This is a genomic window from Synechococcus sp. HK01-R (genome assembly GCF_014217855.1).
Lineage (GTDB): Bacteria > Cyanobacteriota > Cyanobacteriia > PCC-6307 > Cyanobiaceae > Synechococcus_C.
This window is the reverse complement of sequence record NZ_CP059059.1, coordinates 697,257-710,322: the sequence shown is the minus strand read 5'-3', so window position 1 is coordinate 710,322 and position 13,066 is coordinate 697,257. Positions and strand designations below refer to the sequence as shown.

General features: G+C 62.5%; 16 protein-coding genes and 1 tRNA gene. 7 read left to right on the top strand and 10 right to left on the bottom strand.

Features of this window, described 5'->3' with window-relative positions:
* Nucleotides 1–15 precede the first annotated feature (15 nt).
* From mrdA to cbiD, 5 genes are all read right to left on the bottom strand, one after another.
* A complete protein-coding gene (mrdA, locus tag H0O21_RS03725) occupies nt 16–1,854 on the bottom strand; it encodes a penicillin-binding protein 2 (RefSeq protein ID WP_185190422.1) in 1,839 nt (612 codons plus the stop codon).
* 22 nt (nt 1,855–1,876) lie between these two features.
* The gene (locus H0O21_RS03720; RefSeq protein WP_185190421.1) at nt 1,877–2,236 is read right to left on the bottom strand and encodes a hypothetical protein; all 360 of its coding nucleotides are present in this window, start codon (nt 2,234–2,236) and stop codon (nt 1,877–1,879) included.
* Between the two features lie 14 nt (nt 2,237–2,250).
* On the bottom strand, nt 2,251–2,862 hold the full coding sequence (locus H0O21_RS03715; RefSeq protein WP_131455143.1) for a hypothetical protein: 612 nt from the start codon (nt 2,860–2,862) through the stop codon (nt 2,251–2,253).
* 61 nt (nt 2,863–2,923) lie between these two features.
* On the bottom strand, nt 2,924–4,510 hold the full coding sequence (gene guaA / locus H0O21_RS03710; protein ID WP_131592442.1) for a glutamine-hydrolyzing GMP synthase: 1,587 nt from the start codon (nt 4,508–4,510) through the stop codon (nt 2,924–2,926).
* A gap of 56 nt (nt 4,511–4,566) precedes the next feature.
* Entirely contained in the window at nt 4,567–5,718 is a 1,152-nt protein-coding gene (gene cbiD, locus H0O21_RS03705; protein WP_185190420.1) for a cobalt-precorrin-5B (C(1))-methyltransferase CbiD, read from the bottom strand.
* Between the two features lie 86 nt (nt 5,719–5,804).
* Between cbiD and H0O21_RS03700 the strand changes: the two genes are divergently transcribed.
* Both H0O21_RS03700 and H0O21_RS03695 read left to right on the top strand, forming a co-directional pair.
* Nucleotides 5,805–6,956: an alanine--glyoxylate aminotransferase family protein gene (locus H0O21_RS03700; RefSeq protein ID WP_185190860.1), complete on the top strand. Its 1,152-nt coding sequence runs from the start codon at nt 5,805–5,807 to the stop codon at nt 6,954–6,956.
* A gap of 44 nt (nt 6,957–7,000) precedes the next feature.
* Nucleotides 7,001–7,072, top strand: a tRNA-Gly gene (locus H0O21_RS03695).
* A gap of 24 nt (nt 7,073–7,096) precedes the next feature.
* On the opposite strand, the gene H0O21_RS03690 is transcribed toward H0O21_RS03695, so the two are convergent.
* The 3 genes from H0O21_RS03690 to H0O21_RS03685 form a co-directional block, all read right to left on the bottom strand.
* The gene (locus H0O21_RS03690; protein WP_185190419.1) at nt 7,097–7,297 is read right to left on the bottom strand and encodes a hypothetical protein; all 201 of its coding nucleotides are present in this window, start codon (nt 7,295–7,297) and stop codon (nt 7,097–7,099) included.
* Nucleotides 7,298–7,469: 172 nt separating this feature from the next.
* Nucleotides 7,470–7,697: a hypothetical protein gene (locus H0O21_RS13340; protein ID WP_255441118.1), complete on the bottom strand. Its 228-nt coding sequence runs from the start codon at nt 7,695–7,697 to the stop codon at nt 7,470–7,472.
* Between the two features lie 92 nt (nt 7,698–7,789).
* Nucleotides 7,790–8,119, bottom strand: coding sequence for a chemotaxis protein (locus H0O21_RS03685; RefSeq protein WP_185190418.1), 330 nt, complete (start codon nt 8,117–8,119; stop codon nt 7,790–7,792).
* 83 nt (nt 8,120–8,202) lie between these two features.
* On the opposite strand from H0O21_RS03685, the gene H0O21_RS03680 reads away from it, so the two are divergent.
* The 3 genes from H0O21_RS03680 (at nt 8,203) to H0O21_RS03670 (ending at nt 9,592) form a co-directional block, all read left to right on the top strand.
* Complete coding sequence (locus tag H0O21_RS03680) at nt 8,203–8,718, top strand: AbrB family transcriptional regulator (RefSeq protein WP_131455138.1); 516 nt, start codon at nt 8,203–8,205, stop codon at nt 8,716–8,718.
* A gap of 63 nt (nt 8,719–8,781) precedes the next feature.
* Nucleotides 8,782–9,201: a DUF6554 family protein gene (locus H0O21_RS03675; RefSeq protein WP_185190417.1), complete on the top strand. Its 420-nt coding sequence runs from the start codon at nt 8,782–8,784 to the stop codon at nt 9,199–9,201.
* The gene (locus tag H0O21_RS03670) at nt 9,179–9,592 is read left to right on the top strand and encodes a hypothetical protein (RefSeq protein ID WP_255441117.1); all 414 of its coding nucleotides are present in this window, start codon (nt 9,179–9,181) and stop codon (nt 9,590–9,592) included. Before H0O21_RS03675 ends, H0O21_RS03670 begins: the two co-directional genes overlap by 23 nt.
* Here the strand turns inward: H0O21_RS03670 and H0O21_RS03665 are convergent.
* Nucleotides 9,547–11,088, bottom strand: coding sequence for a DEAD/DEAH box helicase (locus H0O21_RS03665; protein WP_185190858.1), 1,542 nt, complete (start codon nt 11,086–11,088; stop codon nt 9,547–9,549). The genes H0O21_RS03670 and H0O21_RS03665 overlap by 46 nt on opposite strands.
* A gap of 226 nt (nt 11,089–11,314) precedes the next feature.
* On the opposite strand from H0O21_RS03665, the gene H0O21_RS03660 reads away from it, so the two are divergent.
* The gene (locus H0O21_RS03660) at nt 11,315–11,749 is read left to right on the top strand and encodes an HNH endonuclease (RefSeq protein WP_131455136.1); all 435 of its coding nucleotides are present in this window, start codon (nt 11,315–11,317) and stop codon (nt 11,747–11,749) included.
* A gap of 13 nt (nt 11,750–11,762) precedes the next feature.
* Here the strand turns inward: H0O21_RS03660 and H0O21_RS13335 are convergent, their stop codons facing one another.
* Nucleotides 11,763–11,972 (bottom strand): serine protease inhibitor, encoded by a 210-nt coding sequence (locus H0O21_RS13335; protein ID WP_255441116.1) that lies wholly within the window; start codon nt 11,970–11,972, stop codon nt 11,763–11,765.
* Between the two features lie 31 nt (nt 11,973–12,003).
* Between H0O21_RS13335 and H0O21_RS03650 the strand changes: the two genes are divergently transcribed.
* Entirely contained in the window at nt 12,004–12,996 is a 993-nt protein-coding gene (locus tag H0O21_RS03650; RefSeq protein WP_185190416.1) for an SDR family oxidoreductase, read from the top strand.
* Nucleotides 12,997–13,066 lie beyond the last annotated feature (70 nt).

Below are 13,066 nucleotides of genomic sequence, written 5' to 3'. Positions count from 1 at the left end.
CAACACCCCTCTGAATCAGGGCCTAGCCCCACGCTTGCGGTTCCAGACCTCCATGACCTTCTTGGCCATCGGAAGGGCATGGACGGAGCCACCACCTGGGGTGTTCTGGGCGAAGGCCACAATCACGATCTGGCCTTCCGGATAGGGCGCATAGGTGGCGAACCAGGCGTGGTCCGGGCCGCCGGTGCTGTCTTCCGCTGTTCCCGTCTTGCCACCAGCGGGAGGAATGCCAGGCCCGTTCAAACCGGCACCCGTGCCATCAGAGACCACCTTGCGCAGGCCTTCGCGAATCTTGGCGAGGGTGGAGGGTTTCATCGCCACCTTGGTGCGACGGGAGGGACTGGTCCAGTCGAGACCCTGATCAGCCAGGTGAGGTGTAACCAGCCAACCGCCATTGGCAAACACGGAGTAGGCCCGCGCCAACTGCAGAGGAGTGATCTGCACCACCGACTGCCCAATCGACGCACTGGCCATATCCTCCGGGATCCAGGGGGTGGTGCCTGGCTTCGCCCAGCCACGGCCAGCCGCGGCCCAATCCTGATCACCCACAAGACCAACGCTCTCCTCCCAGCCGATCTCAATGCCACTTTTGCCACCAAAGCCAAGGGCGGTGGCGGCCTTCTTCAGGGCCTTGGAACCAGCCCCAACACCCACCTGATAGAAGAAGGTATTGCTCGAGAAGCGCAGGGCATCGGCATAACCGATCAGGCCGAACCCGGCTCCGTTGTGATCGGGAAAGCAGTGACCGCCGTAGGTGATGCAGGCAGCGGTCTGCAACTTCGTTTCAGGGGGGAACTTACCGGACTCCATCCCGGCCATAGCCGTCACCGCTTTCCAGGTGCTGCCAGGGTCATACGGATTCATCGCCCTGCTCAGGAGCGGTTTAGCCGGATTGGAGAAGAGAGCGTCGTACTCCTTCTGGGTGGTGACCAGCTTGGAAAAGAAGTTGGGATCGAAATTGGGTTTGCTGGCTAGAGCCAGCACAGCGCCAGTGCGGGGATCCATGGCCACAATCGCTCCCCCTGGTTTGTCCGCCAAAGCCTGCTCCGCCACCTTCTGAAGATCGAGATCCAGCGTGAGCGTGAGGTCCTTGCCGGCCACAGACGGCCGATCGCCGAGGCTGCGCTGCACCTCGCCCATGGCATTGACCTCGAGCATCTGACCACCCCATTTGCCCCGCAGCTGACGTTCGTAGGCGGCCTCGACGCCGGTGCGTCCGATGCGATCACGGATCTTGTAGCCCTTGTCGGAAAGCTGTTTGTATTCCTGCTCAGTGATCGGCTGGGTGTAACCGAGAGCATGGGCCGCCAGAGTGCCGTAGGGATAGGAGCGCAGGATGTCCACATCCACCTGGGCCCCCTTCAACCCAAGCGCCTGCTCGCGGAAACGCAGCACCTGCTCCGAAGTCAGATCCGTGCCCAGGGTGATCCGGTAGCCATCCCGATCCACCCCCTGACCACGCCTCTGATCGAGCTCAGCAGCCGAAAGGTTGAGCAATGTCGCCAGGCGATCGCGCAGATCGGGCCACTGGCGGTCACTCACCAACCGCGGCTCCAGGTAAAGCGAATAGGTGAGCTTGCTGGACGCCAGAACTCGTCCCTCGCGATCGAGCAGACGTCCGCGGATCGGGGAACGGGGCACAAGGCGGATTCGGTTCTCATCCGCCAGCTCCCGGTAATGGGCCCCCTCGAACACCTGCAGCAAGGTGAGGCGAGCCAGCATTGCGCCGCAGAACACCAGCACCACTCCTAGAAGCACCACGGGCTGCTGGTTGAGGCCGCTGCTGCGCGACTGGCTGTTGCGCGACTGGCTGCTACGCGAGCTGTTGCGATTGCCGAGGCCGGATCGTGCCATGGGATCTGCCGTCCGCGCCCCCTCAGGAGGCCATCAGCTCGCGCAGTTGCGCCAGCTGATCATCAATGCGAGTCAACACCCGCTGTAATTCAGCCCGATCATCAGCGGCCGGTTCCGGTGCCACAGGATCCACCTCCACCGACACCTGCATCACCGGATTACCAAGCCCCGGGCTCACCTGATCCAGTCGATCACGAAGCTCACGAGCTCCTGGTTCTCCCTCGGTGCGCAGATCCTGAAAAGGATCCGCCGATGTGGTCAACGTCTCCACCAGGCCAGCAGCGCCCCCACGGCGGACCCGTTCCACCAGGGCCAAACCAATCGGCAACACGTCCTGCATCAACGTCAGCCGGACAGCATCCAGGGGGCGTGGGTCGGCCATGGGCCAGGGCGCGTTCAGCGTCCTCCAGTCTGCTCTGCAGGAAGCACCAGCGTGGGGCAACTCGACTGAGAAGCCCCAAAGGTCCAGCCACCAACCGCGGCAAGCACGATCACAGCCAGCATCGGCACCATCGCCTGTCGTGTGGTTTCCTGCACCAACCATTCCCGCCAGCCCCGCAGGAAGCGGTCCCGGGCGAAACGACGCCGGTCACGCTCCTCCTGCTTGAAGCGACGGCGATAGGACTTCTCCACCCAACGCTCAAAGGACCGCTTTTTGGTGATCGCCATCTTGCGCTCGACCTCCAGCAACTGGCCGGAGGTGAGTTCAGGGTGAAAAGTGCTGATCAGTTCCAGGCTCTTGAGGAACATCTCCACAGCACCATCCTTGATCTGCAGCGACTCCTCATCGAGAAGATCCCAGGCCAGCTCGGGGTAGAAGCGACTGCGGTTCTGTCGAATCTGCTCCTCACTGAGCTGACCGGGCTCCCGCAACCAGCGGTCGGTGTTGCTGTCGAAACGCCGCCAGTACAGGAACGGATTGATGTAGATCGTCTTACCTGCCAGCTGAATGCTGTCCTGCTGCAGTCGGCGCTGCAGTTGCAGGTCCTGCTGTTGGGCAGCGGTCACACCATTTTAGGCCGGGGGCTCAGGGTATCGGCAGCCGGGGCCGATCACCAGCCCCCACCACTCATTCCCACTCAATCGTTCCGGGCGGCTTGCTGGTGATGTCGAGCACCACCCGATTCACCCCTTTCACTTCATTGACGATTCGGTTGGAGATCCGTTCCAGCAACTCGGCCGGTAGTCGCGACCAGTCGGCGGTCATGCCGTCCTCGCTGGAGACACATCGGAGCACGATCGGCCAGGCATAGGTGCGCTTATCACCCATCACCCCCACCGAACGGACCGGCAGCAGCACAGCGAAGGCCTGCCAGATCTCGTGATACAGCCCGGCCTCCTTGATCTCCTCACGCACGATCAGATCGGCATCCCGCAGGCAATCGAGCTTCTCGTTGGTGACCTCCCCAAGGATGCGAATCGCAAGACCAGGGCCCGGGAATGGATGGCGACGGACGATCTCCTCCGGGAGCCCGAGACTGCGGCCGACCTTGCGCACCTCGTCCTTGAACAACTTGCGGAGGGGTTCCACCAGCTTGAACTGAAGGTCCTTGGGCAGTCCGCCCACGTTGTGATGGCTCTTGATCTTCACCGCCACCCGCTCCCCGGTCTTGGGGTCGACGTTGGTGCCGGCGCTCTCGATCACATCGGGGTAGAGGGTGCCCTGGGCGAGGTAATCAAAGGGTCCAAGCCGCCTGCTCTCCTCTTCAAAGACCCGAATGAATTCCGTGCCGATGATCTTGCGCTTCTCCTCCGGATCGGTGATGCCATGGAGCTTGTCGAGAAATCGCTTACGGGCGTTGATGTACTCGACGTGAATGTTGAACTTGCGATCGAAGAAGTCCATCAGGAACTCCGGCTCCCCCTTCCGCATGAAGCCCTGATCGATGAACATGCAGGTGAGCTGATCTCCGATCGCCTTCTTGAGCAAAAAGGCGAGGGTGGAGGAATCGACACCACCGGAAAGAGCCAAGAGCACTCGCTTGTCACCCACCTGCTCCCGCACCAGGGCGACGGCCTCATCGATGAACGCAGCGGTGGTCCAGTCGGGCTCACAACCGCAGACGTGATAGACGAAATTGCGGATCAAAGCCATGCCGCAGGTGGAATGCACCACCTCGGGGTGAAACTGCACGCCGTAGAGCCTGCGGTTGTGGTTCGCCACCGCAGCTTCCGGGGTGTTGGCGGTGTGGGCCAAACGCACGAAACCCGGCGGCAATGCCTCCACGGAATCCCCATGGCTCATCCACATGGTTGAACCGTCGTCGACGTTGGTGAGCAGATCTGTGGGATCGTCCACCACCAGAGGAGCCTTGCCGTATTCAGCCTTGCCGGTGGCCGCGACCACCCGACCACCCAGCTGCTGCACCATCAGCTGCATGCCGTAGCAGACCCCGAGCACCGGAATACCCAGATCCCAGATCGCTGGATCGCAGAGGGGGGCCCCGTCGGCATACACCGAGCTGGGGCCACCGCTCAGGATGATCCCCTGCGGCGCCAGCTGTCGTAGCTCCTCAGCCGTGGTGCTGTAGCCGATCACCACCGAGAACACCTCGGTTTCGCGCACGCGCCGGGCGATCAGCTCGGAATACTGGGAACCGAAATCAAGGATGACGATGGCCGGCTTGCGCTGACCATCGGGCTGGATCTGGGACATCTCGGCAGGTTGGTCGGAACGGATCGACCGTCGTGCCCTTCAGCGTAATGAAAGGGTCAGTGGGGGTCTTCGAGCTCCACACCCCAGCACTCCAAGAGAGCCAGGCCCCGTGGGCCGGCCCAACGAAGCCGGCGGGAGCGGTCAAAGAGCACCGCGCCGATCTCAAGAGGCCAGGAGCCGTAACGGGCGAGGTAGCTCTGGCTGCGCGTCTCGACAGCGCCCGCGATCGCTTGCCAGAGCGCCCTTGTGCGTTCCCGATTCCAAGCGTCCAACTCCTGCAGAGCCGCCTCCACGGAAGCGAGCTCCAACAGAGGCCGCACCCGCTCGGCGGGCCAGCCCTGCTCAATCGCGAGGGCCATGAGCACCTCGAGCCGGCCATCCGCCAGATGGTGATGGGTGTGAAAGATGCCACCGGCCAGCTTGATCAATTTGCCGTGGTAGCCAAGCAACAGCAGGTTCTGCACACCGACTTCCGCTGCCGCCACGAGCAATGGACCGATCCAATTGCCCGCCTTCAGCACGGGAGCCTGATCCGCCAGTCCGCTGCGACGAGCCAGGTCCCTGCCGTTCTCACCGATCACAAGCACCAGGTCGCCCTTGAATCCCGCTGACTGGGTCAGGGCGCGGAGCTGGTCCAGGGTGTGAGCGAGCTGCTCCGGTGAGGCGCTGGCCTGCACCTCGGCCTGGGTCCCGATCAGGGCCAATCCATCCACCACCCCGAAAGCGGCATTGCTGGTGCGCTCCGCTAGAGAGCGACCGACCGGAAGGATCAGATCCAGGCGCAGACCATGACCCTCCGGGAGCAACGGCCGGAGATTCAGCTCCAGAAGGCGACGGGCGAAATCGGAAATACAAAGCTGCTGATCACCCTCGAGGCGCCCGACCCCCTCCCCTGGAATCAGCTCCAACCAGTCAGCGCCTTGCGACTGCCCACGCCAGGAAGCCCGTACCCAGATTTCGAGATCTCGGGTCAGATCCAACCCTGGACCGGGATCACAACGACTGATCGCCAAAGCGTCACGGCCGGGTCGTAGAGGAGCGCCGGACTGGACGGCCACAACCAAGGGATCCGAGCGGTCAGGAACCTGAAGGGTCTGCCGGGCCTGGAAGGGCTCACCACACAGGATCTGCAGCGCAGCACGGGCCGCCGCCGCCACCCAGACGGGCAGGGTCAGTCCCGACTGATCCCGAGGAAAGGTCTCAGCCATGGCAGTCACAACCAGCCGTCCAGTGAGGAATGGGACAAGCCCTGTGAAGATCGTTTTTTACAATGACCGATTCCCGATCCGAGACCGTGCAGGACAAGCTCACCCTGATGATCCCGGGCCCCACGCCGGTGCCTGAAACGGTTCTCAAAGCACTGGGGCGACATCCCATCGGCCACCGCAGCGGCGAATTCCAAGCGCTGGTCAAACGCACCACCGAACAGCTCCGCTGGCTGCACCAGACCACAGGAGACGTGCTGGTCATCACCGGCAGCGGCACGGCGGCGATGGAGGCGGGAATCATCAACACCCTGAGCCGCGGTGACCGGGTTCTCTGCGGTGACAACGGCAAATTCGGCGAACGCTGGGTGAAGGTGGCGCGCGCCTACGGCCTGGACGTGGAGGTGATCAAAGCGGAGTGGGGACAACCGCTGAATCCCGAAGCCTTCCGCAGCGCCTTGGAGGCCGACACCGAGAAGCGCATCCGTGCAGTCATCCTCACCCACTCGGAAACCTCCACGGGGGTGATCAACGACCTTGAGACGATCAGCCGTCATGTCAAAGCCCATGGCACAGCGCTGACGATCGCCGACTGCGTCACCAGTCTGGGAGCCAGCAATGTGCCCATGGATGCCTGGGGGCTCGACGTGGTCGCCTCCGGCTCTCAGAAGGGGTACATGATGCCGCCGGGTCTGAGCTTTGTCGCCATGAGCGAGCGCGCTTGGCAGGCCTACGAGCGCTCCGACCTGCCGAAGTTCTATCTGGATCTCGGGCCCTACCGGAAAACAGCAGCGAAAAACAGCAACCCGTTCACTCCGGCGGTGAACCTCTACTTCGCTCTGGAGGCTGCCCTCGACATGATGCAGGCGGAAGGCCTCGATGCGATCTTTGCGCGGCATGCCCGCCATCGAGATGCTGCTCAGGCGGCCATGAAGGCGATCGGCCTGCCTCTTTATGCCGCTGAAGGACACGGCAGCCCGGCGATCACCGCCGTGGCTCCAGAGGGCATCGATGCCGAAGTGCTGCGCAAGAGCATCAAAGAACACTTCGACATCCTTCTCGCCGGCGGTCAGGATCACCTCAAGGGACGGGTGTTCCGCATCGGCCATCTCGGCTTTGTCTGTGATCGCGATGTACTCACAGCCGTGGCCGCCATTGAGGCCACGTTGCAAACCATGGGTCTGCATAAGACAAGCGTGGGCGCCGGCGTGGCCGCTGCCGCTGCCGCCCTTCACTCCTGATCCAGGCAAAAACCATCGGCGGCAGTGACTTAAACTGCCGCCATGCGGGTGTAATTCAGTGGTAGAATGTCAGCTTCCCAAGCTGAACGTCGCCGGTTCGAGTCCGGTCACCCGCTTGTCGAATACAAGGCTCTCTCGGCTCACTGCCTGGGCTTGATGAGTTGCATCACCTGAGGGCCAACGCCGCCAGCCCGTCGTTCCTGTTCAAGACCTTTCAGGATCAGAATTCCTGATGCGCTGATATTGCCGGCATCTGCTTCGTGGCGCGCCTGCTCAAACAGACGTTTGGCCTCATTCAAATGGGACTGACGCTGATCAGGGCGAGCCGCTGGCGGGGCCATCGCTGATCCGATCGGCGTCGATCTGATCAATGTGGATGTCAATTCTGTTGCTTTGATCTATGCAGGATCCTATCGCTGTTCTGAGCAACAACCCACCCAGATCTGTTAATTCAGGGCATGAAAACGATTGAGGCCCCATGCGCCGCATCGCAGCAGCCTCAACGCTGCACTTTTAGGTGCCAGGCTCTTCAACGTTGCCACCCAGAGCATCAATCTGGGCTCGAAGCAGCGCTGAACGACCCTCGTCACCTCGGGTCATCGCGACGGCCAGGGCGAATTCCAGCTTTTCAAGCTGATGTCCTCCCTCAATAAAACCCTTACGGTTGCAGCTGAGGGACGACGTGCGACCCAAGCGAACCGAACCTGCTGGAGCACAGGAGCTGGAGTTAGAGAGTGCCATGGTTGGCTTTCTTTTTATTTTGACACCCCTGGCCAGCCCGCTGCGATACCGACCTGTTCCTCAAGCAACCCCTTGATCAAGCAGCCCCTTGATCAAGCAACCGTTAATCGAGCAGCCATGGCCTCATCGTGGTGCTCATGCTCGCCATGCTGATGGTCGTGCTGGTGCTCCTCCTCTCCATGGAGCTGAGCAGGTTCCGACTGATGGAGCAGTTCACGGCAGTCCTGAAGAATCTGATCGACTCCATCGAGACGCTCCATCTCCGCAACCGGCATGGCCTGGGCCTCCTGCTGCTGACGCAGTTGCAGATCCACGCTCTCCAACCGCTGCTCCAGTTTCACCAGACGCTGAGAGAGCGCGTTGAGGGTCTGGGCGACATCCTCAGCCGTACGGGTGATGCGGAAGGACACGGATTGGGTCATGACCGGGGGAAGACCGGAGGGAATGAGCCGATGACAACACATCGCAGATCAGACTGGAAGTCTTCCCTGATCGGAATCCCCCCATGCCCGCTCCGGCAACGCTTCTGGTCTATCTCTTGGCAGGAACAAGCCTCGGTCTTCTGGCTCTGCGCACCGGCATCCCGGCGGCACCACTCGCTGGCGCTCTCATTGGTGCCGGATTGGTCAGCATGAGCGGTCGGCTGCCCCAGGCGGAGTGGCCCCCTGGCACCCGCACCGCCCTCGAGATCGGCATCGGCACCGTGATCGGCACCGGCCTCACGAGGGAATCCCTGGACCAGCTTCAGCAGCTTTGGCGCCCGGCAATCCTGATCACCGTCACCCTGGTGATGACCGGCCTGGTGGTGGGGCTCTGGACCAGCCGGCTCCTCGGGATCGATCCAGTGGTTGCGCTGCTGGGAGCCGCTCCCGGCGGCATCAGCGGCATGAGTCTGGTGGGTGCCGACTTTGGCGTTGGAGCCGCCGTAGCAGCGCTCCATGCCGTGCGCCTGATCACGGTGCTTCTCGTTCTTCCGCTTGTGGTGAAACTGCTAGTCCCCCTGGGCATGGGCGAGTCCTGAATGGACTCTGGACAGCGACCGCGGACTCGATACGTTGGCGCAGTTCGTCTACAACGTCCAGTTATGGCCAGGATCCAGATCCGTCTTGCAACCGTCCTTACCCTGGCCGGACTCGCCGGGCTCAACCTGGTGGCGAGCGGCGTCAAAGCGGCTGATAAGCCCGAACCCAACAAAGGCGCCCAGATCTACTGCTTCATGCGCAGCAACGGGAACGACCACTCCGTCAGCTGGGAAGCTTCTTATGCACTGATAAAGCGTCAGGGCAATAGCGTCTTCAAAACCTCCCCTGAACATGCTGCTGTGATGATCACCGAGGCTGTGGTCAAAGATCCCGGCAGTTATCCCGACTGCGGTCGCTATCTCGGTGACCTGTTCGGGGGATCCGACCGCTCCGCCAAGCTTCCCCAAGATCAACCCAAGGCCAAGTCCTCCAGCTCCGGTTCCTCCTCGAATACCTACGGTGATCAGCGATACAGCTACTGAACCCAGACACCTTGTGGTCGGCCTACTTCTGGCCGGCCTGTTGGTCTCAGGCCTGGGCTGCAGTAGCCGCTCAGCCCCGACCCGCAAGGCCAGCAATCCTGAATTGCCCGCCCAGGCCTGTCTGGAGAACCTTGATCTCAATCGACTCGAACGGGCGCTGCGCCGCTGCAATGCTGTAGTCGATCTCCATCGCAGCGACCCGGGACCGCTCACGGATCGCTCTCTGCTTTACACGCTGCTCGGCCGCCTCGATCAGGCCTGCAGCGATGTCAACCAAGCCATGCAGCTGGTGAACAAGCAGGGGAAAGCCGCCGATCCGATGATCAGCCATGAGCTGAAGGTGCGTCAGGCATCCTGCAAACAGCGCCGCAGCAGCGCGGGCAAGGGCTGACGCTCCAGGGTCAGGCTTCTGGGGCCCAGCAAAATTTCAATCTGGCGCGCCTTACTGGCCACGAGCGAATCCACCAGCTGGTCGGCTAGCCCCAACTGCAACCAATAGCTGATCAACCCCCCATCCATCCCAAGCCGATGGCAGCGGTCCTCGGCCTGATCCACAGCTCCAGGGGTCCAGGGCCGTTCCAGCAACACCACCCTGCGGGCCCGATGCAAGGTGAAACCAAGACCGCCGGTGCCATAGGTGCTCAGCAGCAAATCGGTCTCACCCGCCTGAAAGCGATCCACCACCCCCTGACGATCCTCAGGTCGTAATCGCCCGCTCAGCACGACACCCCCCAGGCGCTGCTGCAAAAGATGCAGGGGCTCCACAAAGCTGCTGAAGAGCACAACCGCCTGTCCCTGGCGACGCAGTGTTTCCACCAGGCTGGCCGCCGCAGGCAATTTGAACTCCGCAGCAATTCGGCGCAGGGCCGTCAGCACAGCAAAGGATTCCGCATCGGAGCGCACCGATCCAGCCCGCACCCTTCGGCGGTACTCCTCAATCACCTGAGCAAGACGGTGATCCATCCCGCGGGCCTCAGCATCCTCCAGCTGGAGAGGCTCAAAGCGCCGCTCCTTCGGCGGCAACCCCAAAAGGCGCTGCTTGCGCCGATGGAGCACCAGCGGGCGGGTGAACCGTCGCAACTCCTCCAACTGACTGGCGCCGCCGGCCTGCCAGCGCCTCTGACCAGCCTGCTCGCGCCAATGACCCTGGCAGTAACGCTCCTCAAACTGGCGTTGGTCTCGGGCGATCGGATGATCAATCGCCGCCAGTAATGGATAGAGCTGATCGGGCCGGCCATTCTTCATCGGCGTGCCCGTGAGCAGCCAGATCGCCCGCAACCGGGGGTGACGGGCGAGGCGCAGCAGAGCCTGGGTGCGCTGGGCCTGCATCGACTGGCCGAAATGGGCCTCATCCACCACCAGCAGCGTTCCCGCCTCGGGCAGGTCGTCAGGGAGTCGAGCCCAACTGAGCAACGTAGGGCTGAGGCCCAAGGCATCAGCCTCCCGCCGCCAGTGGTCATGGAGTCCGACCGGGGCCACCACCACCAGCTCCAGCGGGAGGGCACGTTGCATGGCACGGGCCGCCAGCAGGACGGTGAGGGTCTTGCCAAGACCCATCTCATCGGCGAGGACCGCGCCTCTGCGGGCCAGCAACCATCGGGCACCACTGCGCTGATGGGGCAGCGGCTGACGTCCGTCAGGCAGCGCCTGATCCAGATCGGCCAATGCAACCAACTGGCGATGGGAAGGCAACGGCGGCATCGGATGCTGATGCCAGGCCATCCAGCGGGCCAGATCGTCGCGCACCGGAAACCGCGGGCCCAGCTGGGCCTGAAGCTCCTTCGCCGCGGCCAAGGGGAATTCCCAGCCTCGCTTGGCACCGCGCCACACCCCCCGGGGTCGGATCCTTCTGATCTGAGCCTGGGTGACGGCATCAAAGGGATGCATCACCTGCACAAGACCTGCAGGAGAGAGCCCGAGATAACACTGCGATGCCGTTGTTGAAGCCGTGGCTGAATCAGTCAGCAAAAACCATCTTAGGGCTTCTCAGCCAAGGCACAAGCAGGCAGGAAATGCTGTGATCCCGGAGCGAGATGAACCTTCTGAAATGCAGTCTTCGACACATTGACGCACCGGGGAGAGAGGGCAAACTACGCACAACCGAGGCACTCGGATGCACAGCAGGGATGCGGTTTTCCTTGAAGATCTATGTCCCAAATTGCGTGTCCGACGATGGCGTCAATCCCTGCATAAGTTCACGGGCAAAAGTTGCATTTATTGCGGCAAACCATCAGAGTCGATTGATCACGTTCTGCCACGTAGTCGTGGCGGCTTGAGTGTGACTGAAAACTGCGTGCCGGCCTGCCTGTCCTGCAATGGACACAAGTCGGATGCCGATGCTTTCGACTGGTACCGGAGGCAACGCTTCTACGATCCCCGGCGGGCCATGGCGATCCGCGCCTGGATGGATGGCGATCTGCGCCTCGCCCTCAGACTTCTGCAGTGGGCCCAACCGGAGCTGGAAAGCAACGCTGGCGATGACTTGGAGCACGGTGACGCCCCCGGCGATGACGCCCAGAACGGCGATTGGCTGCTGCAACCCGCCTGAACCTGAGCTCCGCTCACCAAACGCGGCAGGCGATAGCGGAGTTGTGGCGCTGGCAAATCGAGGCCTGCTGCTCAGGCTGCTCAGGCGCCAACAGAAACGCTCCTGAGATGCAGGCAGCAGCCACCAAGGCGGCACTAGTGGTGGACAAGGAGAGGCGCAGCGCCCGGCGCCGCGGCGCGATGATGGATGACGTGGGTACCAGGGTCAGGCAGGAGCCGGTCATGAGCCAACGGTGAACTAATACACTTGTACTGATGCTCGACGATCTTGTCAACCGCTGCCCGCCTCTGCCGCCGGACGCCACCCTCCTCGTGCTGGGAGCCGGATTCAGTGGCAGCCATCTGGCCGCCCTCGCTCGACGCCAAGGGGCCAGGGTTCTCACCACGCGGCGCCTTCCCGATGAATCAGACATGGGGTCGGTACTGCGCTTTGACAGCCAACTGGCCAAACATCCCGATCCGGAGCAGTTGAACGATGTAACCCACGTGCTCAGCACCATTCCTCCTGAACGCAATGGACAGGATCCGGTGCTGCGCTGTCTTGGGGAGCAACTGCGACAGCTCCCCCTGCAGTGGGTGGGCTATCTGTCCACCACCGGCGTTTACGGAGACCGCCAGGGAGGCTGGGTGCAGGAATCGGATCCAGCCAAGCCCACCCAGGAACGCAGCCAGCGACGACTTGCCTGTGAGCAGGCCTGGCTGGAATCTGGTCTTCCCGTGCAGATTCTTCGCCTGCCAGGGATCTACGGCCCCGACCGCTCGCCGCTTCGGACAATTAGCCGCGGTGAACTACAACCGATCGACAAACCCAACCAAGTGTTTTGCCGCATCCATGTCGATGACATTGCAGGCGCCTGTCTGCACCTGATCGAACGTGCGGCGCAGGGGCAGCGGCCTGAGATCGTGAACATCAGCGACAACGAACCGGCCCCATCGGCCACGGTGCAACGCCATGCCGCCTCCCTGCTGGGCGTGGCCATCCCCGAACCGAAGCCCTACAGCGAAGCCAGCGTCGCCATGAGCGCGATGGCCCGCTCCTTCTGGACAGAGAACCGCCGGGTGAGCAATCATCTGCTCTGCCAGGAGCTTGGCTACACGCTGCTGCACCCGGATTTTCGCAGCGGCCTGCTGGACTGCCTCAAGGTGGAAGGATTCAGGGCTGCGGTGCCTTCCGCTGATCAGCCCCCTCCGACTCCGGAGCGCCCAGAATCAGCTCATTCCACTGGATCGGCTTCTCCGGATCAATGAATGTGAGACCGGCGTCATGGAGCAGACGATGCCACTGCACCTCCAGCCAGCCCTGACGCAGGGCCGTCCC

What these genes read in the sequence shown, in the direction of transcription:
- mrdA (WP_185190422.1), bottom strand. Translation starts at nt 1,854, where the DNA reads ATGGCACGATCCGGCCTCGGCAATCGCAACAGCTCGCGTAGCAGCCAG.
- H0O21_RS13340 (WP_255441118.1), bottom strand. Translation starts at nt 7,697, where the DNA reads ATGGCACTCTCTAACTCCAGCTCCTGTGCTCCAGCAGGTTCGGTTCGC.
- H0O21_RS03685 (WP_185190418.1), bottom strand. Translation starts at nt 8,119, where the DNA reads ATGACCCAATCCGTGTCCTTCCGCATCACCCGTACGGCTGAGGATGTC.
- H0O21_RS03690 (WP_185190419.1), bottom strand. Translation starts at nt 7,297, where the DNA reads ATGGCCCCGCCAGCGGCTCGCCCTGATCAGCGTCAGTCCCATTTGAAT.
- H0O21_RS13335 (WP_255441116.1), bottom strand. Translation starts at nt 11,972, where the DNA reads ATGACCGGCTCCTGCCTGACCCTGGTACCCACGTCATCCATCATCGCG.
- H0O21_RS03680 (WP_131455138.1), top strand. Translation starts at nt 8,203, where the DNA reads ATGCCCGCTCCGGCAACGCTTCTGGTCTATCTCTTGGCAGGAACAAGC.
- guaA (WP_131592442.1), bottom strand. Translation starts at nt 4,510, where the DNA reads ATGTCCCAGATCCAGCCCGATGGTCAGCGCAAGCCGGCCATCGTCATC.
- H0O21_RS03660 (WP_131455136.1), top strand. Translation starts at nt 11,315, where the DNA reads ATGCACAGCAGGGATGCGGTTTTCCTTGAAGATCTATGTCCCAAATTG.
- H0O21_RS03650 (WP_185190416.1), top strand. Translation starts at nt 12,004, where the DNA reads ATGCTCGACGATCTTGTCAACCGCTGCCCGCCTCTGCCGCCGGACGCC.
- H0O21_RS03675 (WP_185190417.1), top strand. Translation starts at nt 8,782, where the DNA reads ATGGCCAGGATCCAGATCCGTCTTGCAACCGTCCTTACCCTGGCCGGA.
- H0O21_RS03720 (WP_185190421.1), bottom strand. Translation starts at nt 2,236, where the DNA reads ATGGCCGACCCACGCCCCCTGGATGCTGTCCGGCTGACGTTGATGCAG.
- cbiD (WP_185190420.1), bottom strand. Translation starts at nt 5,718, where the DNA reads ATGGCTGAGACCTTTCCTCGGGATCAGTCGGGACTGACCCTGCCCGTC.
- H0O21_RS03665 (WP_185190858.1), bottom strand. Translation starts at nt 11,088, where the DNA reads ATGCATCCCTTTGATGCCGTCACCCAGGCTCAGATCAGAAGGATCCGA.